The 23,134-nt window shown below is 70.4% G+C and carries 21 protein-coding genes; 8 read left to right on the top strand and 13 right to left on the bottom strand.

The features are described from left to right. Positions 1-4 precede the first annotated feature (4 nt). From BM175_RS11390 to BM175_RS11345, 10 genes are all read right to left on the bottom strand, one after another. Positions 5-1,792: a hypothetical protein gene (locus tag BM175_RS11390; protein WP_090963120.1), complete on the bottom strand. Its 1,788-nt coding sequence runs from the start codon at positions 1,790-1,792 to the stop codon at positions 5-7. Beyond that, entirely contained in the window at positions 1,789-2,883 is a 1,095-nt protein-coding gene (locus tag BM175_RS11385; RefSeq protein WP_090963403.1) for a protein-glutamate methylesterase/protein-glutamine glutaminase, read from the bottom strand. The genes BM175_RS11390 and BM175_RS11385 overlap by 4 nt, the downstream gene beginning before the upstream one ends. A 5-nt stretch (positions 2,884-2,888) precedes the next feature. Beyond that, positions 2,889-3,770 carry a CheR family methyltransferase gene (locus BM175_RS11380; protein ID WP_175526837.1) on the bottom strand — a complete coding sequence of 294 codons (882 nt, stop codon included), beginning with the start codon at positions 3,768-3,770 and terminating at the stop codon, positions 2,889-2,891. A gap of 74 nt (positions 3,771-3,844) precedes the next feature. Further along, complete coding sequence (locus BM175_RS11375) at positions 3,845-4,363, bottom strand: chemotaxis protein CheW (RefSeq protein WP_090963116.1); 519 nt, start codon at positions 4,361-4,363, stop codon at positions 3,845-3,847. Next, positions 4,360-6,420, bottom strand: a complete 2,061-nt coding sequence (locus tag BM175_RS11370) for a HAMP domain-containing methyl-accepting chemotaxis protein (RefSeq protein WP_090963115.1) — start codon at positions 6,418-6,420, stop codon at positions 4,360-4,362. The genes BM175_RS11375 and BM175_RS11370 overlap by 4 nt, the downstream gene beginning before the upstream one ends. A 68-nt stretch (positions 6,421-6,488) precedes the next feature. Then, a complete protein-coding gene (locus BM175_RS11365; protein WP_090963113.1) occupies positions 6,489-6,986 on the bottom strand; it encodes a chemotaxis protein CheW in 498 nt (165 codons plus the stop codon). A gap of 16 nt (positions 6,987-7,002) precedes the next feature. Next, the gene (locus BM175_RS11360; RefSeq protein WP_090963111.1) at positions 7,003-8,961 is read right to left on the bottom strand and encodes a chemotaxis protein CheA; all 1,959 of its coding nucleotides are present in this window, start codon (positions 8,959-8,961) and stop codon (positions 7,003-7,005) included. Between the two features lie 4 nt (positions 8,962-8,965). Continuing rightward, on the bottom strand, positions 8,966-9,334 hold the full coding sequence (locus BM175_RS11355; protein WP_090963109.1) for a response regulator: 369 nt from the start codon (positions 9,332-9,334) through the stop codon (positions 8,966-8,968). A 25-nt stretch (positions 9,335-9,359) separates the two neighbouring features. Next, positions 9,360-9,638: an STAS domain-containing protein gene (locus tag BM175_RS11350; protein WP_090963107.1), complete on the bottom strand. Its 279-nt coding sequence runs from the start codon at positions 9,636-9,638 to the stop codon at positions 9,360-9,362. 264 nt (positions 9,639-9,902) lie between these two features. After that, the gene (locus tag BM175_RS11345; protein ID WP_090963105.1) at positions 9,903-10,811 is read right to left on the bottom strand and encodes a LysR substrate-binding domain-containing protein; all 909 of its coding nucleotides are present in this window, start codon (positions 10,809-10,811) and stop codon (positions 9,903-9,905) included. A gap of 103 nt (positions 10,812-10,914) precedes the next feature. Between BM175_RS11345 and BM175_RS11340 the strand changes: the two genes are divergently transcribed. Both BM175_RS11340 and BM175_RS11335 read left to right on the top strand, forming a co-directional pair. Next, complete coding sequence (locus BM175_RS11340) at positions 10,915-12,147, top strand: acyl-CoA dehydrogenase (protein WP_090963104.1); 1,233 nt, start codon at positions 10,915-10,917, stop codon at positions 12,145-12,147. Then, positions 12,147-13,283, top strand: coding sequence for a CaiB/BaiF CoA transferase family protein (locus BM175_RS11335; protein WP_090963102.1), 1,137 nt, complete (start codon positions 12,147-12,149; stop codon positions 13,281-13,283). The genes BM175_RS11340 and BM175_RS11335 overlap by 1 nt, the downstream gene beginning before the upstream one ends. Here the strand turns inward: BM175_RS11335 and BM175_RS11330 are convergent. Then, a complete protein-coding gene (locus BM175_RS11330) occupies positions 13,280-14,332 on the bottom strand; it encodes a phosphotransferase (RefSeq protein WP_175526836.1) in 1,053 nt (350 codons plus the stop codon). The two genes, BM175_RS11335 and BM175_RS11330, sit on opposite strands and share 4 nt — an antisense overlap. A 259-nt stretch (positions 14,333-14,591) precedes the next feature. Between BM175_RS11330 and BM175_RS11325 the strand changes: the two genes are divergently transcribed. Then, complete coding sequence (locus tag BM175_RS11325) at positions 14,592-15,926, top strand: aspartate aminotransferase family protein (protein ID WP_090963098.1); 1,335 nt, start codon at positions 14,592-14,594, stop codon at positions 15,924-15,926. Positions 15,927-15,947: 21 nt separating this feature from the next. On the opposite strand, the gene BM175_RS11320 is transcribed toward BM175_RS11325, so the two are convergent. Together BM175_RS11320 and hisD are read right to left on the bottom strand one after the other, a co-directional pair. Then, entirely contained in the window at positions 15,948-16,634 is a 687-nt protein-coding gene (locus tag BM175_RS11320; RefSeq protein WP_090963401.1) for a GntR family transcriptional regulator, read from the bottom strand. Between the two features lie 101 nt (positions 16,635-16,735). Next, positions 16,736-18,028: a histidinol dehydrogenase gene (gene hisD / locus BM175_RS11315; protein WP_090963096.1), complete on the bottom strand. Its 1,293-nt coding sequence runs from the start codon at positions 18,026-18,028 to the stop codon at positions 16,736-16,738. A gap of 130 nt (positions 18,029-18,158) precedes the next feature. Between hisD and BM175_RS11310 the strand changes: the two genes are divergently transcribed. The 5 genes from BM175_RS11310 to BM175_RS11290 all read left to right on the top strand — a co-directional run bounded on the left by BM175_RS11310 (position 18,159) and on the right by BM175_RS11290 (position 22,954). Further along, a complete protein-coding gene (locus tag BM175_RS11310) occupies positions 18,159-18,707 on the top strand; it encodes a cupin domain-containing protein (protein WP_090963093.1) in 549 nt (182 codons plus the stop codon). 101 nt (positions 18,708-18,808) lie between these two features. Beyond that, complete coding sequence (locus tag BM175_RS11305) at positions 18,809-19,858, top strand: ABC transporter substrate-binding protein (protein ID WP_090963091.1); 1,050 nt, start codon at positions 18,809-18,811, stop codon at positions 19,856-19,858. Positions 19,859-19,938: 80 nt separating this feature from the next. Then, complete coding sequence (locus tag BM175_RS11300) at positions 19,939-20,997, top strand: ABC transporter ATP-binding protein (RefSeq protein ID WP_090963089.1); 1,059 nt, start codon at positions 19,939-19,941, stop codon at positions 20,995-20,997. Continuing rightward, entirely contained in the window at positions 20,994-22,169 is a 1,176-nt protein-coding gene (locus tag BM175_RS11295) for an ABC transporter permease (protein ID WP_090963087.1), read from the top strand. Before BM175_RS11300 ends, BM175_RS11295 begins: the two co-directional genes overlap by 4 nt. Positions 22,170-22,171: 2 nt before the next feature. Continuing rightward, positions 22,172-22,954, top strand: coding sequence for an ABC transporter permease (locus BM175_RS11290; protein ID WP_090963084.1), 783 nt, complete (start codon positions 22,172-22,174; stop codon positions 22,952-22,954). Positions 22,955-23,134: the final 180 nt, after the last annotated feature.

Raw genomic sequence — 23,134 nt, 5'->3', positions numbered from 1 at the left:
GCCGTCAGAAGAGGATGTCGTCGAAGTCGTCGTCGGCCGGGGGAGCAGAGGCAGGGGCAGCGGCAGCGCTGGTCTTGCCGCCCGAGCCCCCGAGCGCGGCGGCGAAGACGCTGCGCTCCTCCTTCATCGTGTAGCCGGCGCACAGGAGCGCATCGAGACGCGCGGCCTCCGCGGCCGGGAGTTCGGCGGCGATGGGTGCGGCGGCGAGCGAGGCGATCGCGGCCGATAGCGCCCGCATCATCGCCGTGCCCTCCTCGTGCAGCGACATCATCTTGAGGACGGCACGGATCTCGTCGCCCATGCCGCCGGCCGCCTCGGCGCTGGCGGCGAGCGCGCGCGCGCTTTCGGCCTCGGCGCTGGCAAGGCCGGTGCAGGCCGTGGTGAGATTGCGGTCCACCGATGTTTCCGCCTCGGCGATTGCGGGGAGGAGGCGGCCGGCGAGGTCCTGCGTGGCGGCGGCCGCGCGCTCGGTACCGACGCGGATCACATCGACCTCCTCGCGCGCCTGCGAGGACTGCTCGCGGATCACGCGAGCGATGTAGCCGATCGTTTCGTCGCCGCCCTCGACATGGGCGGCCTGGATCGCGGCGTTGAGGCCGGCGAGGTTGAGGTGGAACTCGAGCCCCGTCATCTGGTCGGTCATCTCGATGAGATGCGCGGTGCGCTCGACACTGCGCGACAGGCTGGCGGCGAGCGTCCGGCGCGCCTCGGCGCCCGATTCCATCGCGGCCCGCAGGCGCGAGGCGCCTGCCTCCAGTGCCGCCATGCCCTCGGTGCCGGTCCCCGGCGCGCGAAGGCCCTCCAGGATGTCGCCGCAGTCGTCGAGTCGGTCGGCGATGGCGACGAGGTCGAGGCCGAGCTTGTCCATCAGCGCGCCGTAGGTCGCGGCGAGATCGTCGAGCTGGGCCGTCTCGAGCCGCGCGATGCGGCGCACCGCGGCCTCCCGGTGGGCGGGCTCGAGCGGCGTCTCGCCCTCGACGAGCCGGCCGTCGCGCCGCAGCGGCCCGATCAGCTCAAGATTCTGGACGGTGTGCTCCAGCCGCTGGCGGGCCATGTCGTGGGCCTGAAGGCCCATCACGGCGCCGGCCACCGCCTGCCAGACGGCGGTGAAGGCGCGCTGCGCCTCGTCCCGGCTTTTCGCCGCCACGCTCTGTTGCTCGGCGATCCGGTCGATCAGCGCCTGGAAGCCGCCCGCGAGCTCGCGCTCGTCGCCGGCGGTGGTGGCGCGCGCGGCGATGGTGCGGCTTTCCTGGAGCGCGGTGCGGAGCAGACCCATCCGCTCGTCGATCGACTGGGCGACGGAGGTGCCCGACGTGACGAGATCGTCGACGGTGCGCGAGAAGGACACGAGGTCCACCTCGGCGCCCGCCATGCTCTCGACCTGGGCCCTTGCGATCACGACGATGTAGTCGAGGACGCGGAACACGGTCTTCAGCGAGGCAGAGGCGTTGCGGGCGCTCTCGACCGCCGCGTTCAGTTCGCCGATCCGCTCCTGCCGCTCGGCGGTCAGTTGCCACGCCGTCTCGACGCTGGCCGCCGCCTCGACGAGGGAGGCGCGCGCCTCAGCCATCACGGGCTGGGTGAAGATCTCGGTCGCGCGCGCGATGCCCTCGCGCACGCCCGCGATTCGGCCGTGCGTCGTGCGCAGCCGTTCGCCGGCGTCGAGGAAGACGCTCTCGCTCGCCGCCGTCCAGCGGACGAGCGCGGTGGCGAGCCGCTCGAAGTCGCCGGGGCCGGATGCGAGTGCGGCGGCGGGAGCTGCGCCGGACAGGGTGTTCGCGCGTGTCGTCATCGCTTGGCCGCCGCTGGCTTGATGGAGGGGTCGGCCGCAAACCGGAGGATTTCGGCCGGGATCTTGTCGAGCGGCAGTTCGGCTTCCACCGCACCAACCTTCATGGCTTCCTTGGGCATGCCGTAGACGACGCAAGTTCCCTCGTCCTGGCCGATCGTGTGGGCGCCGGTCTGGCGCAGCTCCAGCATGCCCTTGGCGCCGTCGTCGCCCATGCCCGTCAGGATCACGCCGAGCGCGTTGGCGCCGGCCGCGCGCGCCGCCGAGCGGAACAGCACGTCGACGGACGGGCGGTGGCGTGTCACCAGCGGCCCGTCGCGCACCTCGACATGGTACTGGGCGCCCGAGCGCTGGAGCAGGAGATGGTGGTTGCCGGGCGCGATCAGCGCGAGGCCCGGCACGACGCGGTCGCCGGTCTCGGCCTCGCGCACCTCCATGCGGCAGAGGCCGTCGAGGCGGCGCCCGAAGGCGCTGGTGAAGCCTGCCGGCATGTGCTGGACGATGACGATGCCGGGCGAGTTCTCCGGCAGCGCCTCGAGCAGCCGGCGCAGCGCCTCCGTCCCGCCCGTCGAGGCGCCGATCACCACGACCTTGTCGGTGGTGCGGTCGATCGGGCGGCCCGAGACCGGCGGCAGCACGGCGTCGGCGGTCAGCTTCTTCTGGACGTCGATCGTGGCGGTGCGGGCGACGACGCGCGCCTTCGACGCCGCGCGCACCGCGTCGCAGATGCGGGTCTTCGCCTCCATCAGGAACTGAAGCGTTCCGACGCGCGGCTTGGTGATGATCTCGACCGCACCCGCCTCCAGCGCCTGCAGCGCAATCTTGGAGCCGGCCTCGGCGAGCGAGGAGCAGATCACGACCGGGATCGGTCGCTGGCTCATCAGCTTCTGGACGAAGGTGATGCCGTCCATGCGCGGCATCTCGATGTCGCAGACGATAACGTCCGGCACCGCCTCGCGCATTCGCTCGGCCGCGAAATACGGGTTCGACGCGGTGGCGATCACCTCGATGTCGGCCTCGGCGTTGAGGATCTCGGTGAGGATCGTGCGAACGCTCGCCGAATCGTCGACGATCAGGACCTTGATGGACCGCATCGCGCTCACTCCGTCCGCTCGTAGATGTTGCTGCGGATCAGCCGGAGCGGGAGCCGGGTCGAACGGATCGATTCGGCATGGCCGAGGAACAGGAGACCGCCCGGGCGCAGGTGGCGCAGGAGCTTGCCGACCACCTCGAGCTGGGCGTCCGGCTGGAAGTAGATGAGGACGTTGCGGCAGAAGACGATGTCCATCGCCTGACCCGGCCGGTACTCGCCGTGCATCAGGTTGATCTGGCCGAGGCGGACGTTGCGCCGAAGCTCGGGTCGCACGCTCATCGCCTGGTCCGCGCCGGTGCCGACCGGCTCCAGGTACTTCTGGCGCAGGCGCGCCGGCACGCTGCGCACGGCGTCGGCATGGTAGACGCCCTCGCGCACCGCGTTCAGCATGCGCACCGAGATGTCGGTCGCGGTCACCGTCCAGGGGAAGAGCTGGCCGCCGTTCGAGGCGTCGTCGGCGATCATCGCGAGGCTGTAGGCCTCCTGCCCGCTCGAGGAGGCAGCCGACCAGATGCGCAGCGACCGCTCGCGCCCACCCTCGGCAAGGCGCCGCAGCTCTTCCGGCGTCAGGTGCTCGAAATGCGGCGGCTCGCGGAAGAACGAGGTCTCGTTGGTGACCACGCAGTCGGTGAAGGCCTGGAACTCGGCCGCCCGCCCCTCGGGCGTGCGCAGGAGCGCGACATAGGCGCGGAAGTCGTCGAGGCCTCGCGCGGCGAGGCGCCGGCGCAGCCGCGTTTCCAGCATCACCCGCTTGGCGTCGCTCATCATGATGCCGCAGCTCTCGTCCACCAGCACCGCCAGGTCGCGGAAGGTCGCCATGTCCAGCGTCGCCGCATGGGCGCCGGCGGACACGGGGGCGGATTTGGGAAGGGTCGCGGCGCGCGCCATGGTCGGGTCCGGTGCTGGAAGAAGAGGGACGGCCCCCATGCTGAGGGCCATCCGGTGGACGGCATCGCCTCGCCTCAGGCGAACTCGAAGCGCTCCGCCTCGAAGAGCCTGGGAAGGTCGAGCAGCGTCAGGAACGTCTCGCCGCGCCGGCCGAGCCCGGTCATGAAGGACGAGTTCCACGTCTCGCCGAACTCGGGCGCCGGCTCGACGTCCTCCTCGGCGAACTCGGTCACCTCGTGCACCGTGTCGGCGATCACCGCCACCGCGCGCCGGACGCCGCCCGCCTCGAAGTCGAGGACGATGATCCGGCTGTCGCCCGTTGGCTCACCGTCGTCGAAGCCACGCATGCGCAGCTCCGACTTCAGATCCACCACCGGCACGCCGGTGCCGCGCACGTCGATCATGCCAATCAGCATCGACGGGGCGTTCGAGATGCGCGCGACCGGCTTGTAGTCCAGCACCTCGCGCACGTGGGCGACGCGGATGCCGAACGTCTCCGAGCCGAGGCGGAAAGTGAGGATCTCGCGCGCGATCTCCTCGTCCGGCCCATCGCTGCCGGACGCATCGTGGTCGTAGCCGGCAGCAAAGCTCATGCGCTGATCCTCTCGAAACCGGCATCCTGACCGTCGCCGCCGAGGTCGAGGTCGAAGCCGCCCTTGGCGACGGGTCGCACGGGCGCCTTGGCCTTCGGCGCGGCCTTGGTGGCGGCGAAGCGTCCGACCTTGGCCTGCAGGGCGCGGGCGTCGCCGGCGGACGCCGCCGAGCGGGCGGCCGGGTGCGCGTCGTCCAGCCGGAAGTAGCCGGCGCGATCGTTGAGGCGGCCGGCCTCAGCGGACAGCTGCTCGGCGGTGGCCGACATCTCGTTGGCGGCGGCCGCGTTCTGCTGCGTCACCTGATCGAGCTGCTGGATGGCCTGGTTGATCTGCTCGGCGCCGGCGTTCTGCTCGCGGCAGGCCGCCGAGATCTCGGCCACCAGCTCCGAGGTGCGCTGGATGTCGGGCACCAGCTGCTGCAGCATGCCGCCGGCTTCCTCGGCGATCTTGAGCGTCGTGCCCGACAGAGCCCCGATCTCGGTCGCCGCGATTTGGCTGCGCTCGGCGAGCTTGCGCACCTCGGACGCCACCACCGCAAAGCCCTTGCCGTGCTGGCCGGCGCGCGCCGCCTCGATCGCCGCGTTCAGCGCCAGAAGGTCGGTCTGGCGGGCGATCTCCTGGACGATCCGAATCTTGTCGGCGATGGTGCGCATCGCCTCCACCGAGTTCGCCACCGCCTGGCCGCTCCGCTCGGCGCTGGTCGAGGCCTGCGCCGCGATCTTCTCCGTCGTCGAGGCGTTCTCCGAGTTCTGGCGGATGTTAGCCGCCATCTCCTCCATCGCCGACGACGCCTGCTCCGTCGCCGCCGCCTGCTCGGTCGAGCCCTGGCTCAACTGCTCGGCGGTCGCCGAGGACTGCTGCGAGCCGGCCGCGACCTGGCTGGCGGAACCCGTGACCTCGGAGACGATGCCGCGCAGGTTCTCGGTCATCGTGTTCATGGCGCGGGTCAGGTCGCCGATCTCGTCGTCGGCGCGCACCGCGACGGTCTGCGTCAGGTCGCCGGCGCCGATGTCCTCGGCAAGCTTCACCGAGCGCTGGAGGCCACGCGAGATCGTCAGCGCCATCCAGGCCGCCGCCGCCGCGCCGATGGCCAGCGCCCCGACCACGATCGCGATCAGCATGGTTCGGGTGGTCTCGTAGTTCGCCTGGGCCGTCGCTACCGAGGACTGCGCGCTCTCGGACGCCTGGCGGGCAAGTTCGTCGAGGCGGTCGCTGAGGGCGCCGAGGGTGGGCGCCACCTTGGTATCGAGGGTCGTCTGCGCATTGGCGAAATCGTTGCGCACGCCATAGGCCGCCGTCTGCGACAGGACCGTGTCGGTCGCGTTCCATTCGGCGCGCAGCTTCTGGACGAGAACGGCCTGCGGGCCGGCCGCCGGGCTCGCCGCGACGGTCTCGAGCTTCGCGCCGAACTCGCTCGTCAGCGCGTCGACGCGGTCGGAGGCCGCCTGGATCGCCTGCGGATCGCCGAGCACGACCGTCGAGACGGCGGCAAAGCGCGCCCGTTCAAGACCGAGGGCCATGTCGTTCGCGGCCGCGGCCTCGCCGCGCGCGCCCGATGCCTCGAGACCCGACCGGAGGCTCGAAAGATCGGCCAGCAGCGGATCGACCGCGGCGCCCACCGCGCGGATCGCCTTGTCGCCCGCGCCGTTGTCGGCACGCTCGAGATGGGCGAGGGTCTCGTCGACGACGGAGCGGGCCTTCGCCAAGGCCGGCGCCAGATCGGCCGCGGCCCTGCGGCCCTCGTTGTCCATCGCGCCGAGCATCTCGGCGCTCTGGTGCTCGATGTCCTGCCAGTTCTTCTGCACCCCGTCCTTCAGGGTCGCGATCTTGGCGGCGTCCGTGGAGAGGAGGATGTCGACCAGCGCACGGCGCGTGTCCATCATCGCCGTCTTCATCTCCATGCCGCTGCCCATCTGGCGGAAGGGTCCGGAGGCGAAGTCGGCCATCGACTGGTTGGTCTGGCCGAGGCTGGAGACGCCGAAATAGCCGGCGGTTCCCAGAAGGGCGAGAACCGCACCGAACGAACAGATCAGCTTGGTCTTGATGGTGATACGCATCGGAAGGGGGTCCGGGGTCGGAAGGGAGCCGAGGGGTTCGGAATGCGGGGCGGAATGGGAGGACGGGTTCAGTTCGGCAGGGATGCGGGGTCGGGCTGCAGCACGGTCTCGAGGTCGAGAAGGACCACGAAGCCGCCGCCGTGGCGCACGACGCCGCGCAGGAAGCGCAGCGGCCAGCGCGTGCCGTTCTCGGGGACCGGCTCGACGGCGGCGCGGTCGAGTGAGACGACCTCGTGCACGGCGTCGGCCTTGATCGCGACGAAGAAGCCCTCGCCGCCCGTCTCGACGCGCGAGACGATGACGCGCGAGCTTTCGGTGTCGGCGACCGCGGGCATGGCGAAACGGCGGCGGAGATCGATCAGCGGCATGATGTTGCCGCGCACGTTGACGAGGCCGGGCGCAAAGGCCGGCGCGTTCGGCACGGTGGTGACGGGCGGCGGGTCGAGCACCTCGTGCACCGCCTCGACGGCGAGCGCGAAGACGTCCTGTCCGAGCGAGACGGTGAGGAAGTCGACGGGCGGCGCAGCGGTGGCGAGGTCGGGCGCGGCGGCGGGGGCTTGCGTCATCGGTTCGCGCTCCGGCTCAGGCGGCGAGGCGGTCGGCGCGCACGGCGCCCGCCTGCCGGACCAGGGTGTTGATGTCGAGGATCAGCGCCACCGAGCCGTCGCCGAGGATCGTCGCGCCGGCCAGGCCCGGCGTCGCGCGGTGCAGCGGCGAGAGCGGCTTGATCACGGTCTGGTGCTGGACGACCACCTGGTCGACCACCACGCCGACGCGGCCCGTGTCGGTGTCGGCGACCACCACGATGCCGTCCTCGGCCGAGGCGGCGCCTAAGATCGCGTCCATGTGGAAGATCGGCACGATCGTGTTGCGGATGTCGACGAAGTTGCGTCCGCTCGACGTGCGGCACTCGATCGCCGAGAGCTCGACGCATTCCTCGACATTGGCGAGCGGCAGGATGCACTTCGTCTCGCCGACGCGCACCAAAAGCCCGTCGATGATGGCGAGCGTCAGCGGCAGGCGCAGCGTGAAGCGCGTGCCCTGGCCGGGTTCGGTCGCGATCTCGATCGAGCCGTGCAGCTCGCCGATCGTGCGGCGCACGACGTCCATGCCGACGCCACGGCCCGACAGGTTCGACACGGCGGCGGCCGTCGACAGGCCGGGGTGGAAGATCAGCTCGTCGATCTCGCGGTTCGGCGGCGTCACGCCGTCGGCGACGATCCCGGCGGCGCGCGCCTTTACGAGGATGCGCTCGCGATTGAGGCCGGCGCCGTCGTCCTCGATCGTGATGATGACCTCGGTGCCGGACTGGCGGGCCGAAAGGCGCAGCGTGCCGCGCTTCGACTTGCCGGCGGCGAGCCGGCGGTCCTGCATCTCGATGCCGTGGTCGATCGAGTTGCGGATGATGTGGACGAGCGGATCGCCGAGGCGGTCGAGCACGGTCTTGTCGAGCTCGGTATCCTCGCCCGACAGGACGAGGTCGATCTCCTTGCCGAGATCGCTCGACAGGTCGCGCACCACGCGGCGGTAGCGCGAGAAGAGCGAGTCGATCGGCAGCATGCGCATGTCCATGGCGCTGTCGCGCAGGTCCGCCGAGATGCGCTCGATCTCCTCGACCACGGCGGTGAGGACGGGGTCGTGGCGCTGGTGGGTGAGAGCCGTCAGGCGCGCCTGCGCGATCACCAGCTCGCCGACCTGGTCGAGCAGCGTGTCGAGGCGCGAGGCCGATACGCGAACGCTCGCCTCCGGCTGCGCCTGGCTCTTCGCCTCGGCCCTTGCCGGCTCGACCTTGGCGGCGGCGGCAGGCGCTGCGGCGACGACCGGCTCGGCGCTCGCCGATGCGGCGGCGGGCGCGGCCTCGGCCGTGCCGAGCGCCTCGATCGTGACGGCGCCCGGCTCGTCGACGAAGATGAAGACGTCCTCGATCGCGCCGAGGCCCTTATCGGTGGAAAGGGTGATGCGCCAGGCGAGATGCAGCTCGGTCGGCGCGAGGAGGGCGAGTTCGGGCACCGCGTCGGTGAGCGCCTCGACCTCGGCCTCGCCCAGCGCGCGCAGCTCGTCGAGGAGCGCCAGCGGGTTGGTGCCGAAGAGGAGCGCGTTGGCGGGCAGGCGCAGCGTGATGACGAAGCGGCTGGCGGCGGGCGCGGCGGCCGGCGCGACGGAGGCCGCGCCGCCGACCGCGGCCTGCAGCGCCTCGACGAGCTCGGCGCTGCGCGCGGCGAGCGCCGGCGCCGGCTCGAACAGGAGGCGGCGGATCTGGTCGGTCGCGGCCAGGAGCACGCCGACGAGGGCGGGCGTCAGCGGCGCCTCGCCGCGGCGCACCCGCTCGAACGCGTCCTCCAGCTTGTGGGCGAAGGCGGCCATGTCGGGCGGGCCGAACATGCCGCCCGAGCCCTTCAGCGTGTGGAGCGCGCGAAAGGTCGTGTTGATGAGCTCGGCATCATCGGGACGCGCCTCGAGATCGAGGAGCGCCGCTTCCAGCTGCTCCAGAAGGTCGCGGGCCTCGTTCAGGAAGATCTCGACGGCGTTCCCGCTGTTCATGGCATCAGGCCCCGATCAGCTTGTTAACGACGGCCAGGAGACGCGTCTGGTCGAACGGCTTGACGATCCAGCCCGTGGCGCCGGCGGCCTTGCCGGCGGCCTTCTTGGCGTCGTCGGATTCGGTGGTCAGCATGACGATCGGCATGCCGGCATGCTCGGGCATGGCACGGATCCTCGAGATCATCGTGATGCCGTCCATGTTGGGCATGTTGAGATCGGTGATCACCAGCGCGAAGCGGTGGCCCGACAGCTTGGAGAGCGCGTCGACGCCGTCCTCGGCCGTGGTCGGCGCGTAGCCGGCCGATTCCAGCGTGAACGACACCATCTGACGGACGCTCGCGCTGTCGTCGACGCAGAGAACGGGCTTGCCCATGGGAACTGACCTTTTTTCGGAATGCTCAGGCGCGAAGGCTTGCGGCCCAGTCGTCGAGGCCCGCACGCGCGAGAAGCGCGGTGACCGCGGGCGAGGGTTCGAGCGTCATGGCGAGATGGCGCGAGGCGGCGGTGCGCCCGGCCGAGACCAGGATCTGGACGAGGCTGATGTCGGCCTCCTCGACGGCGGAGGCGTCGACGAGAAGCCCCTCACCGGCATGGTCGAGAAGATGCTCGCTCAAGGCGGCATGAATGGCCTCGGCCTGCGACAGGGTGCAGGCGGGCCCGAGCGAGAAGGGCGTCATCAACGTCGGTCCGATCCTTGCGTTGCTTGACGTCCGAAAGTTACCCGTCAAGAGTTAAAGGATAGGATTTGAATCAATTGTGCAAAAACTTTTCGTTACTCGGGGCCAGCTTCGCCGGCTGACGCCTCAAGCCTCTGACGACGCTGGGTTTTCCACGTGCCGAACGCGCGTGGAACGCCGGGGGATTTGCGCCCCTCGGGCGGCTTGCGCGGGAGACTTACGCGCCCCGGTTGATTCGACCGCTCGGCGTTGCCGGGCGACGGATCACGGCGCGGACGTCGCCTCCTGTTTCACCGTCGCCTCGAGCCAACGGCGAAAACGGGCAAAGGCCGGCCGCTCCAGGCTGCGCGGGGGGTGCACGAGCATGTAGGGGTCGGACAGCGCGAGGCGGCGCGGCGAGGCGAGCGTCAGGAGGCCGGCGCGAAGCTCCCGTTCCACCGCGAAATCGGGCACCAGCGCGACGCCGAGGCCCGCGACCGCGCCCTCCACCACCATCGCGAACTGCTCGAACCGATGGCCGCGCAGGATGTCGCGCGCGTCGAGCCCGGCCTCGCGGAACCATTCGAGCCAGAGCGTCGGGCGCGTCGCCTGCTGCAGGAGCGGAAGGCCGGTGAGCGCCCCCTCCCCCGCCGTCTCGCGCCCGTCGAGAAGCGCGGGGCTCGCCACCGCGCAGAGCCGGTCGGCGAGGAGGACGAGGCCGCCCTCGCTCCCCGCCGCTGCGCCCGCGCGCCGGATCGCCGCGTCGAACCCGTCGTGCTCGAAGTCCACCGCGCCGAGCCGCGCGCTGACGTTGAGGCTGATGCCGGGCTCGGCGCGCGAGAAGGCGACGAGGCGCGGGGCGAGCCAGCGCGCGGCAAAGGTCGGCAGGACGGCAAGGTTCAGGATCTCGCGCCGCCCGCCGAAGGCCATGGTCTTGACGCTCGCCTCGTCGAGCCGCGCGAGGACGGCCGCCGCGTCCACCGCAAAGAGCCGCCCGGCATCGGAGGGCACGAGGCGCTTGCGCACGCGGTGGAAGAGCGGCACGCCGAGCTTGTCTTCGAGAAGCGCGAGCGAACGGCTGACCGTGCTCTGCGTGAGGTTGAGGCTGGCCGCGGCCTCCGTCACCGACCCCTTGTCCATGCAGGCGACGAAGGCGCGCAGTTCGGCGATCGTCGGGTGGTAGGCGGGTCGCATCGGCCGACTTCATCGAATGCATGAATGTTTCGATCCGATATCATCGTTTGCGCGAGCGCGCGAGCGGGCGCAGGATCGCCGGCACCAGACAGGAGAAGCGACCATGTCCGCCCTTCCCGCCAGCGCCGTCCCGTCCGCCGCCGCCCCCGCACCCGCCAAGGCGAGCTTCGACTGGGCCGACCCGTTCCTCCTCGCCGACCAGCTGAGCGAGGACGAGCGGCTGATCTCCGAGACGGCGGCGGGCTTTGCCGAGGAGCGCCTGCGCCCGCGCGTCGTCGAGGCCTATCTGAAGGAGACGACCGACCCCGAGATCTTCCGCGAGATGGGCGAACTCGGCCTCCTCGGCGTGACGCTGCCGGAGGAGTACGGCTGTGCCGGCGCCTCCTACGTGTCCTACGGGCTGGTGGCGCGCGCGGTGGAGCGGGTCGATTCGGGCTATCGCTCGATGATGTCGGTCCAGTCCTCGCTGGTGATGTATCCGATCTACGCCTACGGGTCGGAGGAACAGCGCCGCAAATACCTGCCCAAGCTCGCCAGCGGCGAATGGATCGGCTGCTTCGGCCTCACCGAACCCGACGCCGGCTCCGACCCCGCCGGCATGCGCACGCGGGCCGAGAAGATCGACGGCGGCTACCGCCTGTCGGGCGCCAAGATGTGGATCTCCAACGCGCCGATCGCCGACGTGTTCGTGGTCTGGGCGAAGTCGGACGCCCATGACGGGGCGATCCGCGGCTTCGTGCTCGACAAGGGCATGAAGGGCCTGACGGCCCCGAAGATCGAGGGCAAGCTCTCGCTTCGCGCCTCGATCACCGGCGAGATCGTAATGGACGGCGTCGAGGTCGGCGAGGACGCGCTGCTGCCGAACGTCTCCGGCCTGAAGGGTCCGTTCGGCTGCCTCAACCGGGCGCGCTACGGCATTTCCTGGGGAGCGCTGGGCGCTGCCGAGGACTGCTGGCACCGCGCGCGCAGCTATACGCTGGAGCGCGCGCAGTTCGGCCGTCCGCTGGCGCAGACGCAGCTCGTCCAGCGCAAGCTCGCCGACATGCAGACCGAGATCGCGCTCGGGCTCCAGGCCTCGCTCCGGGTCGGGCGCCTGTTCGACGAGGGGCGCATGGCGCCAGAGATGATCTCGATCGTCAAGCGCAACAACTGCGGCAAGGCGCTTGCCATCGCCCGCGAGGCCCGCGACATGCACGGCGGCAACGGCATCATGGGCGAGTATCACGTGATGCGCCACGCGCAGAACCTCGAGACGGTGAACACCTACGAGGGCACGCACGACGTCCACGCGCTGATCCTCGGCCGCGCGCAGACCGGGCTCCAGGCCTTCTTCTGATGGCGGATGCGCCGCTGAAGGGCCTCAAGGTCCTCGAACTCGCCCGCATCCTCGCCGGGCCCTGGATCGGCCAGACGCTGGCCGATCTCGGCGCCGAGGTGATCAAGGTCGAGGCGCCGGACGGCGACGACACCCGCCGATGGGGCCCGCCCTTCGTCACCCACGACGGCGAAAGGACGGCCGCCTATTTCCACGCCGCCAACCGGGGCAAGCGGTCGGTCGTCGCCGACTTCGCGACCGAGGACGGTCGCGCGCTGGTGCGCCGGCTGGCTGATGAGGCCGACGTCCTCGTCGAGAACTTCAAGGTCGGGGGCCTTGCAAAATACGGCCTCGACTACGAGACGCTCGCGGCCGCGAACCCGCGCCTCGTCTACTGCTCGGTCACCGGTTTCGGGCAGGACGGCCCCTATGCGCAACGGGCCGGCTACGACTTCATGATTCAGGCGATGGGCGGGATCATGGACCTCACCGGCGAGCCGGACGGCACGCCGCAGAAGATCGGCGTCGCGTTCGCCGACATCTTTACCGGTCTCTACGGCGTGATCGCGATCCAGGCGGCGCTGGCCCGGCGCGAGCGAACGGGGCGCGGCGACCATGTCGACATAGCGCTGATGGACTGCATGACCGGCGTGCTCGCCAACCAGGCGCTGAACTACTTCGCCAGCGGCACGGCGCCCAGGCGCCTCGGCAACGCCCATCCCAACATCGTGCCCTACCAAGGCTTTGCGGTCGCCGACGGGCATGTGGTCATCGCCTGCGGCAACGACCGGCAGTTCGCCAAGCTTGCCGCCGTGATCGGCGAGCCCGACCTCGCCACCGACCCGCGCTTTGCCACCAACGAGGCCCGCGTCGCCCACCGCGCGGCGCTGGTCGCGATCATGGAGGGGCGGCTTCTCCTCATGGCGCGCGACGCGCTGCTCGCCGACTTGGAGCGCGAGGGCGTGCCGGCCGGCCCGATCAACACGCTCGCCGACGTCTTCGCCGACCCTCAGGTCCTCCACCGCGGCATGCGGATCGAGCCGGACGGGGTGCCGGGTCTGCGCACGCCGATCCGCTTCCGCGACGCCGCGCTCAGCCTCGATACGCCCTCGCCGCGCCTCGGCAGCGGTGGGACCGCGGGCTTCGGGACTGGCTAGACCCCGCAGGCGCGGCGCAGCATCTCGCGCGCCTCCTCCGTCGGCACCGCCTCGCAGCGCGCCATGGCCGAGCGGGCTTTGGCGTGGTTGCGCAGGATGTAGGGGGCGTTCTCGGGATAGCGGCTGGCGCGCCATTCGCCGATCGTGATCGTCATCGCCTGTCGCACGCCGACGAGCTGCGGCAGGAGATCGAGCTCGGCCTCCGGCACGGGATGCACCGCGTGATAGGCCGACACCAGCGCCGCCACCGGCTCGAACGGATGCCCCTCGTCGGCCACCTGATAGGCGCTGGCGATCGCCAGATCGTAGATCGCGGGCGTGCGGACAAGATCGCCGAAGTCGAGGATGCCGGTGAGGCGATCGGTGTCGACCTCGTCCACGAGAAGGTTGAACGGGTTGAAGTCGTTGTGGACGACCTGCATCCGCAACGCGTCCTCGCGAGGCGCGATCTCGTCGCGGAAGGTTTCGAAGATCCGGGCGACGCGCGCGCTCAGCGCGGGATCGGCGACATGGCGCGTGTGCTGGAGAAGCCCGGGCGAGCGCCGGATGTCCCAGACGATCTCGTGCTCGGCGGCGGGGTGCGTGAAGTCCGACAGCCCCTTGGCGAGGCGCCCAAGCGCCGTGCCGAGGCCGCGCATCTGGGCGGGCGTGCGCGGGGCTCCGAACAGCGGGCGGCCGGGCAGCCAGGTGAGGAGCCGCGTGAAATGGTGCTCACCGTCGCGTGGCGCGAAGAATTCCGGCGCGCCGTCCAGCGTGGGCACAAGGCGCGAGGCGGGCACGTCCGGCACGGCGCGGGCGAGATGCTCGAGCGCCCGGTTCTGGAACTCCGAAACGCCGGGATCCTCGGCGGCGTTGGCGATCTTGAGGACGAAGCGCGCGCCGTCCTCGGCGTCGAGGCGCACCGTAAGATCGCGCTCGCTGGTCAGCATCGAGGCGTGGGCCGCGATCCCGTAGCGCTCGCGCACCATCCGCTCGATCTCGTCGAGGCCGAAGGCGGGCGCTGCCGTGGTGAAGGCCGAACGCGGTTCGGCGATCTCGGACTGGGACATGGCCGGCCTTTCGCCAGATGGCTTCGTGAAACGGAAAGCCGACAGGCCCTCCGCCCGTTTTTGATATACCATATACGATGATGCGGCAAGCCGGAGCGGTGTGGACCGGCGACGGTTCGTGCGGCCGGCATCCAGCCTCGAAGCCCTCCGCGTCGCCTTTTCCGCTTCAGAATTCTGGTATATCATGTATCGCAATCGGCGGCCAATGGCTGGTTGCCGCGACCGATCCCGGTCGACCGACCCGCCGGAGCCCCAACGCATGAGCGCCACCGCCGATCTCTCCATGCCCAACGCCTTCGTGCCGGGGCGCGGCAACCTGAGCCCCGACAACGAGGCGCTGGTCGAGCGGCGCGCGCGCGTCCTCGGGCCGGCCTATCGGCTGATGTACGAGACGCCGCTGCATCTCGTGCGCGGGGACGGCGTCTGGCTCTACGACGATACGGGCCGCGCCTTTCTCGACGCCTACAACAACGTCACCTCGATCGGCCATTGCCACCCGCGCGTCGTCGAGGCGATCCGCGCGCAGGTCGGCGTGCTCGCCACCAACACGCGCTACCTCCACACGGCGATCCTCGACTATGCCGAGCGGCTGGTCGCGACCTTCCCGGCGGACCTGTCCCAGGTCATGTTCGCCTGCACGGGCAGCGAGGCGAACGACCTTGCCCTGCGCATCGCGAAAGCCCGCACGGGCGGCACCGGCATCATCGTCACCGAGAACGCCTATCACGGGATCACCGAGAGCGTCGCCGCCTTTTCGCCCTCGCTCGGGCCCTCCGTCGATCTCGGGCCCCATGTGCGCACGGTGCCCGCGCCCGACCGCTACCACATGGGCGACGCGGATGTCGGCGTGGCGTTCCAGGCCTCAGTCGAGGCCGCGATCGCCGATCTCCGGCGCCACGGCATCCGGCCGGCGGTGCTGATCGTCGACAGCCTCTTCACCAGCGACGGCGTGCTGGCCGGGCCGACCGGCTTCCTCCGGGGCGCGGCCGAGGCGATCCGCGCGGCGGGCGGCCTCTTCATCGCCGACGAGGTGCAGCCCGGCTTCGGGCGCACCGGCGAAGCGATGTGGGGCTTCGAGCGCCACGGCGTCGTGCCCGACATGGTGACGCTCGGCAAGCCGATGGGCAACGGCCAGCCGATCTCGGCGGTCGTCATGCGCCCCGAGATCGTCGCCGATTTCGGCCGCAACGCCCGCTACTTCAACACGTTCGGCGGCAACGCGGTGTCGTGCGCGGCCGCCGCCGCCGTCCTCGACGCGATCGAGGCGGAGGGGCTGCAGGAGAACGCGCTCCGGACAGGCCGCCATCTCCTGGAGCGCGTGCAGGCGGTCTCGGCCGACGATCCCGGCGTCGGCGACGTGCGCGGCGTCGGCCTGTTCATGGCGGTGGAGTTCGTCGCCGACCGCAGGACGCGGGCCCCCGACCGGGCGCGCGCCTCGCGCGTCGTCAACGCCATGCGCGAGCGCGGCGTCCTGATCTCGGTCTCGGGCAAGCATCACAACAGCCTGAAGATTCGCCCGCCGCTGGTCTTCGACCGCGGCAACGCCGACCTCTTCGCCGAGGTGCTTGAAGCCTCGCTCCAGGCGACGGCCTGAGCGGGCGCGGGGTGCGAAGGGTCAGGCCGGCTCCGCCTCGCGCCGCCGCGCCCCTTCCACCGCCTCGAGATGGGGCACGAGGAAGGTGCCGGCGACGGTGAGATCGGCGACGATGCCGGCGCGCGCCCGCACGCCGTCGCCCGCCTCCAGCGCCGCCAGCACGCTGCGATGCGCCTCGTTGGCCTTCGGCTCGTAGGCCGGCGCCCCGAACAGCTCCTTCATGTAGGGCCCCGTCTGGCTCCACAGGTCCTGGATCATCTCGAACAGGCGCGGCGAGGCCGCCTCGCCGTAGACCGCGAAGTGAAAGGCCTGGTTCTGGCGTCGATAGGCGTCGTGGTCGCGCGCGGCGAGGCTCTCGTCCATGTCGTCGGCGAGCCGGGCCAGCTTGCGCAGGGTCGCCTTGCGAACGCGCGCGGCGGCAAGTTCCGCCGCCAGCCCCTCCAGCTCGCAGCGGATGCGCGCGAGTTCGGCATACTTGCCGGCTTCCAGCGCCGGCACCGCGATGGAGCGGTTCGGCAGGAGCGTGAGCAGCCGCTCGGCGACCAGCCGCTGCAGCGCCTCGCGCACCGGCGTCGTCGAGATGCCGTAGCTTTCGGCCAGCGTGCGGATCACAAGGACCTGGCCGGGATGGAAGCTGCCGGCCATCAGACCCTCGCGGATGCGATCGTAGGCGAGGTCGTTGAGGGTCCGGTATTCGATCTTCGTCACGAGGCGGGTCTCCGAGAGCCCCGCCAGCATATCATATACGTCGCGCGCACCAACGCCCCGCCCGCCGCCCGCTCGCCGGCGGCACGGGGTGCCCGCCCCGATCAGCGGAAGAGGTCGGGCTTCTCCAGTCGCAGGGCGGCCGCGCGGCGATGGCCCTCGAGCCCCTCCGAGGCGCTCTGGCGCGAGGCGGGCGGCGCGACCGCGGCGACGCCCTCGTCGTCCAGCCACTGGTGCGTCGCGATCTTGACGTAGGAGCCGACCCAGAGCCCGCCGGTATAGCGTCCGGCGCCCATCGTGGGCAGCGTGTGGTTGGTGCCGCAGCACTTGTCGGAATAGACGACGCTCGCCTTCGTGCCGATGAACAGCGAGCCGTAGCCCGTCAGCCTTGCCGCGAAGGCTTTCGGGTCGCGCGTATGCACCTGCAGGTGCTCGGCCGCGATCCAGTCGGAATAGGCGACCATGTCGTCCTCGGAAGCACAGACCGTCACCTCGCCCTGCGCCTCCCACGAGACGCGGGCGACGTTGGCGGTCGACAGCGTCTCCAGCTGGCGCTCCACTTCCGCGATCACCGCCTCCGCCAGCGGCGCGTGGGTCGTGATCAGGCCGACGCGGGTGTGAATGTCGTGCTCGGCCTGGGCGAGGAGGTCGGTTGCGATCACCTCGGCGTTGCCGGTCTCGTCGGCGAGCGTGTAGATCTCGCTCGGGCCCGCCAGCTGGTCGATGCCGACCGGCCCGAAGACCTGCCGCTTGGCCTCGTTCACGTAGGCATTGCCCGGCCCGACGATCTTGTGCACGGCCGGAATGGTCTGCGTCCCGAAGGCCATCGCGGCGATCGCCTGCGCCCCGCCGATGCGGAAGATGCGGTCCGCGCCCGACAGGTGGCAGCCCGCGACCATGGCCTCCGCCGCCGTCGGCGGCAGGCAGGCGATCACCTCGGGGCACCCGGCGACCTTGGCCGGCACGATGGTCATGATCGGCGCCGACAGGAGCGGGTAGCGCCCGCCCGGCACATAGGCGCCGACGCGCTGGACGGGAATGACGCGGTGGCCGAGATGGAGGCCGGGCCGAAGCTCGATCTCCAGCGGCAGGATGGTCTCGAGCTGCGCTTCGGCAAACGCGCGCACGTTGGCGATGGCGAACTCGGTGTCGGCGCGCGTCTGCGGGTCGAGCCGGGCGACCGCCGCCTCGCGCTCCTCGCGGCTGACCTCGACCGCCGCCGGCTCCACCTTGTCGAAGGCGGCGGAGTAGCGCTTCACCGCCGAATCGCCCTCGCTGCGCACCGCGGCGAGGATCTCCGACACCGTCCCGGCGACGCTCGCATGCGTCTCGCCCTGCGGCTTGGGAGCCTTCACGAAGCGGAGGCGGGAGCGAAGGCTGTCGATTTCGTGGGGCATCGGGCGTTTTCCGTGCTGGTTTTGCACGCAGGACGCTCGCAGAAGCGCCACCGGGCGGCAAGGACACGGCGCGCCCCGTTCAGTATGATGAGCAGTCAACGCCGCCCGGCCGCCCGCCAGAGGAGATGTCATGCCCGCCATCGGAGCCGCGATCCGCGAGATGCGCCGCCGCCGCCAGCTGTCGACCCGCGAGCTCGCGGTGCGCTCCGGCATCGCCCATTCCACCATCTCGCTTCTCGAGCGCGACCGGATGAGCCCGTCGGTGGACACGCTCCAGGCCATCCTTGAGGCGATGGGCTCGACGCTGACCGGCTTCTTCTCCGAACTCGGCGAGGCGGCGCCCTCCTCGCCCTTCTATCGCGGCGGCGACCTGCCCGAGATCGGCCGCACGACGAGCATTTCCTATCGCATGGTCGGCATCAACCATCCCGGCCGCAAGCTCCTGATGCTGCGCGAGACCTACCAGCCGGGCGCCGACACGGGCGAGGCCTTCTCGCATAAGGCGCAGGAGGCGGGCATCGTCACCGCGGGCCGCGTCGAGGTCAGCGTCGGCGAGCGGACGCGCATACTGGAGCCGGGCGACGCCTACTACTTCGACAGCGAGACGCCCCACCGCTTCCGCAATCCCGGTCCCGAACCCGCGGAGCTGATCAGCGCGATCACCCCGCCGACCTATTGAGATGGTGGAAACTATTTCGAGCGCCCGCGCGAAGGGTTTTGCGCTTTTCCCCTTTCGTGCTTGATTTTCGAACGGTTCAACAAGCCGGGGGAAACAACGCCATGTCACGGTCCACCATTCGCACTCTCGTCGGCAGCCTTCTGGCCGCCTCGCTCCTGGCGGCGGTGCCGGCCGCCGCGCGCGACCTCACCGTCGTCTCCTGGGGCGGCAACTACCAGGACGCCCAGCGCGAGATCTACTTCAAGCCCTTCGCGGAGAAGACCGGCAAGCCGGTGCTGGAGGAATCGTGGGACGGCGGCTACGGCGTCCTGTCGGCCAAGATGCAGGGCGGCACGCCGAACTGGGACGCCGTCCAGGTCGAGGCCGAGGAGCTGGCGCTCGGCTGCGCCGACGGCATCTACGAGCCGGTGGACTGGTCGAAGCTCGGCGGCGAGGACAAGTTCATCCCCTCCGCCGTCAACGAATGCGGCGTCGGCGCGATCGTCTGGACGACCGGCCTCGGCTACGATGCCGACAAGCTGAAGGAAGCGCCGAAAAGCTGGGCCGACTTCTTCGACACCGCGAAGTTCCCCGGCAAGCGCGCGCTGCGCAAGGGTCCGAAATACGCGCTCGAGTTCGCTCTGATCGCCGACGGCGTCGACCCGAAGGAGGTCTACACGGTTCTGGCGACCCCGGAGGGCGTCGACCGCGCCTTCAAGAAGCTCGACACGATCAAGCGGGACCTCGTCTGGTGGGAGGCCGGCGCGCAGCCGATCCAGCTTCTGGCGTCCGGCGAAGTGGTGATGACCTCGGCCTATAACGGGCGTCTCGCCGGCATCAACAAGTCGGAAGGCAAGAACTTCCAGATCGTCTGGCCGGGCTCGATCTACGCGGTCGACAGCTGGGTCGTCCTCAAGGGCTCGCCCAACAAGGACGCGGCGTTCGATTTCATCGCGTTTGCCAGCGCCCCGGAGAACCAGTCGAAGCTGCCGGACTACATCGCCTACGGCCTGCCCAACAAGGCGGCCGGCGAGATGCTGAAGCCCGAGGTCTCCGCGCAGCTGCCGACGGCCCCGGCCAATCTCGACGTCGCGATCCCGCTCGATACCGACTTCTGGGTCGACAACATCGAGGCGCTGAACACGCGCTTCAACGCCTGGGTGGCGCAGTAAACACCCCTTTGAAGGGTCCGGCGGCCTCCGTCGCCGGACCCGTCGTCTTCCGTCTCCCCGAACCACCGCGACGAGGCTCGATGACCTTCATCCACTTTCAGGACGTGTCGAAGTCGTTCGGCCAGACACGGGTCGTCGAGAACCTCGACCTTGCCGTGGAGAAGGGCGAATTCCTGTCGCTGCTCGGGCCGTCGGGCTCGGGCAAGACCACGATCCTGATGATGCTGGCGGGCTTCGAGAACGCCTCATCCGGCACGATCCTGATGGACGGCGAGCGCATCGAGGACCTGCCGCCGCATAAGCGCGGCATCGGCGTCGTCTTCCAGAACTACGCGCTCTTTCCGCATATGACGATCGCCGAGAACGTCGCCTTCCCCTTGCAGATGCGGGGCATGTCCAAGGCCGAGATCGCGACCCGCGTGAAGACCGGTCTCGACCGCGTCCGCCTCGGCCATCTCGGCGACCGGCGCCCGGACCAGCTGTCCGGCGGCCAGCAGCAGCGCGTGGCGCTGACCCGCGCGCTCGTCTTCGAGCCCAAGGTCGTCCTGATGGACGAGCCGCTCGGTGCGCTCGACAAGCAGCTGCGCGAGGAGATGCAGCTCGAGATCCGCGAGCTTCACCGCCGCCTCGGCCTCACCGTCGTCTTCGTCACCCACGACCAAGGCGAGGCGCTGACCATGTCGAACCGCATCGCGATCTTCGACAAGGGCAAGATTTCGCAGGTCGGCACGGCGACGGAGGTCTACGACCATCCGCAGAACGCATTCGTCGCCCAGTTCATCGGCGAGACCAACCTCCTCGGCGCCACGGTCGACGCTTCCGACACCGAGGGGACGCGCCTTGCGCTGGAGGGCGGCACCAGCCTCAAGGCCGCGCCCGGGCCGACCTTCCGGCCGGGCACCGCCGTCATGGTCTCGGTGCGCCCGGAGCGGCTGCATCTTCACACTGATGCGCGCCCCGACGCGATCGAGACGCGCGTCGACGACGTCGTCTACCAGGGCGACCACCTGCGCCTTCACCTGTCGCGCGGGCCCTTGCGCCTGATCGCGCGCGCAGAGCGCCGCCTCGGTGCGCCCGCGGTTGGCGGGCCCGCCCATGTCGTGATCGACCCGGCCGACATCGCGGTGTTCCCGGCATGACGCGGGCCGGCTCCACCCTTCGCGCCCTCGGCCTCGTCGCGCCGCTCTTCCTGTTTCTCGGCGTGTTCTTCCTCTGGCCGCTCTGGACCATGGTGTCCGTGTCGGTGCGCGACCCGGCGGTCGGTGCCGTCCTGCCGCGCACGAGCGCCGCGATCTCGTCTTGGAGCGGTGAGGGCGTGCCGGATGCCGCGACGCAAGGGGCGCTCGTCGCCGACCTCGCAGAGGCCGACGCGATCGGGCTCGGCGCCGCCGTGCGCCGCCTCAATAGCGACGTGTCAGGCTTCCGCACCCTGATCCCGAAGACGCAGCGCGCCGCCAAGGACGCAAACGGCGGCGCCGTCGATCTCGTCGCCCTCGACAAGCGCTGGGCAGACCCCGCCTTCTGGGGCGCGATCCAGACCGCCTCCTCCGCCTATACCGACCGCAATCTTCTCGCCGCCGTCGATCTCACCCGCAACGAGGCCGGCGCGGTCGAGAGCCTGCCCGCCGGGGCCTCGGCCAACCGGCTGATCATCACCCGTACCTTCCTGATCGCCGCGACGATCACCCTGTGCTGCCTTGCGATCGGCCTGCCCTACGCCATGCTGATGGCGGCGACCACCGGCTGGAAGCGCAACGTCCTGATGATGGCCGTCCTCCTGCCGCTCTGGACCTCGCTCCTGGTGCGCACCGCCGCCTGGTTCATCCTTCTCCAGGACCAGGGCGTCATCAACGGCGCGCTGCAGGCGCTGGGTCTCACGAGCGGCCCCCTCCCCCTCATCTTCAACCGCACCGGCGTCGTCGTCGCCATGACGCACGTCCTCCTGCCCTTCATGGTGCTGCCGATCTACTCGGTGGTGAACGGCATCCCGAAGACGCTGATGCCGGCCGCCGCCTCGATGGGCGCGACGCCGTTTGCCGCCTTCCGCCGCATCCTCCTGCCGCTCGCCATGCCCGGCATCCTGTCGGGGTGCCTCCTCGTCTTCATGGTGGCGATCGGCTACTACATCACGCCAGCCCTCGTCGGCGGCCCGAACGACCAGATGATCTCCTCGATCATCGCCTTCTACGCCCTCCAAACCGCGAACTGGGGCATGGCCGGCGCGCTCGGCCTCATCCTCCTCGTCGTCACCACGATCCTCTACCTTGTCTACGGCCGGCTTTCGCGCTCCGGCACGCCGTTGGGGGCCTGACCATGCTGAAGCCCGCTCAAAGCCTCTTCGGCGCACTCGCGGTCGTGTTTCTGCTGGCGCCCCTCGTCGCCATCCTGCCGCTCGCCTTCACCGGCGGCATCTTCCTGAACTACCCGATCCCGTCCTTCTCGACGCGCTGGTTCACCGAGCTCGCGACCGCCGATGCCTGGCGCCTGTCGATCGTCAACAGCCTGATCATCGGCCTCGGCGCGACGGTCCTGTCGGTGGTGCTCGGCACGCTGGCGGCGCTCGGGCTTCGCAACGGGCTGATCCCCTTCCCCAATGTCCTGCGCACCTTCTTCCTCCTGCCGATGGTGGTGCCGGCGGTGGTGCTCGGCGTCGGGCTGCAGATCTCGCTCGGCGGCCTCGGCCTCACCTCGACCTATATCGGGGTGATCCTGTCGCACGCGGTCCTCTGCGTGCCCTTCGTCGTGATCAGCGTCTCGACGGCGCTGCAGGGCATCGACCGGCGGGTCGAGCGCGCGGCCGCGAGTCTGGGCGCCTCGCCCGCCACCGTGTTCCGGCGCGTGACGCTGCCGCTGGCGCTTCCGGGCGTCGTCACCGGCGCGGTCTTCGCCTTCGCCACCTCGCTCGACGAGGTGGTGCTCACCCTCTTTGTCGCCGGTCCCAACCAGCGCACGCTCGCCCGCCAGATGTTCTCCTCGATCCGCGAGAACATCTCGCCGGCGATCGCGGCCGCCGCCTTCGTGCTGATCGTCGGCACGCTGCTCCTCGCCGCGCTCGCCGCCCTGATGAACCGCCGCAAGCGCACCGCGGCGGCTTGACCGATTTGGCGCATCAGCGCTGTTGTCACACGTGAAACCATCCGGCGATGCCGATCGGCCCGCGCGGAGCCTTCAGAACGGGGATCCCCCATGGACACGCTTTCGAACTCGCTGGCTGCGGCCGACATGGCGCACACTTTGCATCCGAACACGAACCTTCGCGCGCACGAGGCGCAGGGG

This window comes from Aureimonas phyllosphaerae (assembly GCF_900113065.1).
Lineage (GTDB): Bacteria > Pseudomonadota > Alphaproteobacteria > Rhizobiales > Rhizobiaceae > Aureimonas > Aureimonas phyllosphaerae.
Note: the sequence above shows the minus strand (reverse complement) of the source record. Positions and strands in the feature narration are given on the sequence as shown.

Excerpts from the sequence above, each read along its gene's own strand:
- BM175_RS11390 (WP_090963120.1), bottom strand. The coding sequence starts at position 1,792 with ATGACGACACGCGCGAACACCCTGTCCGGCGCAGCTCCCGCCGCCGCA.
- BM175_RS11385 (WP_090963403.1), bottom strand. The coding sequence starts at position 2,883 with ATGCGGTCCATCAAGGTCCTGATCGTCGACGATTCGGCGAGCGTTCGC.
- BM175_RS11380 (WP_175526837.1), bottom strand. The coding sequence starts at position 3,770 with ATGGCGCGCGCCGCGACCCTTCCCAAATCCGCCCCCGTGTCCGCCGGC.
- BM175_RS11375 (WP_090963116.1), bottom strand. The coding sequence starts at position 4,363 with ATGAGCTTTGCTGCCGGCTACGACCACGATGCGTCCGGCAGCGATGGG.
- BM175_RS11370 (WP_090963115.1), bottom strand. The coding sequence starts at position 6,420 with ATGCGTATCACCATCAAGACCAAGCTGATCTGTTCGTTCGGTGCGGTT.
- BM175_RS11365 (WP_090963113.1), bottom strand. The coding sequence starts at position 6,986 with ATGACGCAAGCCCCCGCCGCCGCGCCCGACCTCGCCACCGCTGCGCCG.
- BM175_RS11360 (WP_090963111.1), bottom strand. The coding sequence starts at position 8,961 with ATGAACAGCGGGAACGCCGTCGAGATCTTCCTGAACGAGGCCCGCGAC.
- BM175_RS11355 (WP_090963109.1), bottom strand. The coding sequence starts at position 9,334 with ATGGGCAAGCCCGTTCTCTGCGTCGACGACAGCGCGAGCGTCCGTCAG.
- BM175_RS11350 (WP_090963107.1), bottom strand. The coding sequence starts at position 9,638 with ATGACGCCCTTCTCGCTCGGGCCCGCCTGCACCCTGTCGCAGGCCGAG.
- BM175_RS11345 (WP_090963105.1), bottom strand. The coding sequence starts at position 10,811 with ATGCGACCCGCCTACCACCCGACGATCGCCGAACTGCGCGCCTTCGTC.
- BM175_RS11340 (WP_090963104.1), top strand. The coding sequence starts at position 10,915 with ATGTCCGCCCTTCCCGCCAGCGCCGTCCCGTCCGCCGCCGCCCCCGCA.
- BM175_RS11335 (WP_090963102.1), top strand. The coding sequence starts at position 12,147 with ATGGCGGATGCGCCGCTGAAGGGCCTCAAGGTCCTCGAACTCGCCCGC.
- BM175_RS11330 (WP_175526836.1), bottom strand. The coding sequence starts at position 14,332 with ATGTCCCAGTCCGAGATCGCCGAACCGCGTTCGGCCTTCACCACGGCA.
- BM175_RS11325 (WP_090963098.1), top strand. The coding sequence starts at position 14,592 with ATGAGCGCCACCGCCGATCTCTCCATGCCCAACGCCTTCGTGCCGGGG.
- hisD (WP_090963096.1), bottom strand. The coding sequence starts at position 18,028 with ATGCCCCACGAAATCGACAGCCTTCGCTCCCGCCTCCGCTTCGTGAAG.
- BM175_RS11310 (WP_090963093.1), top strand. The coding sequence starts at position 18,159 with ATGCCCGCCATCGGAGCCGCGATCCGCGAGATGCGCCGCCGCCGCCAG.
- BM175_RS11305 (WP_090963091.1), top strand. The coding sequence starts at position 18,809 with ATGTCACGGTCCACCATTCGCACTCTCGTCGGCAGCCTTCTGGCCGCC.
- BM175_RS11300 (WP_090963089.1), top strand. The coding sequence starts at position 19,939 with ATGACCTTCATCCACTTTCAGGACGTGTCGAAGTCGTTCGGCCAGACA.
- BM175_RS11295 (WP_090963087.1), top strand. The coding sequence starts at position 20,994 with ATGACGCGGGCCGGCTCCACCCTTCGCGCCCTCGGCCTCGTCGCGCCG.
- BM175_RS11290 (WP_090963084.1), top strand. The coding sequence starts at position 22,172 with ATGCTGAAGCCCGCTCAAAGCCTCTTCGGCGCACTCGCGGTCGTGTTT.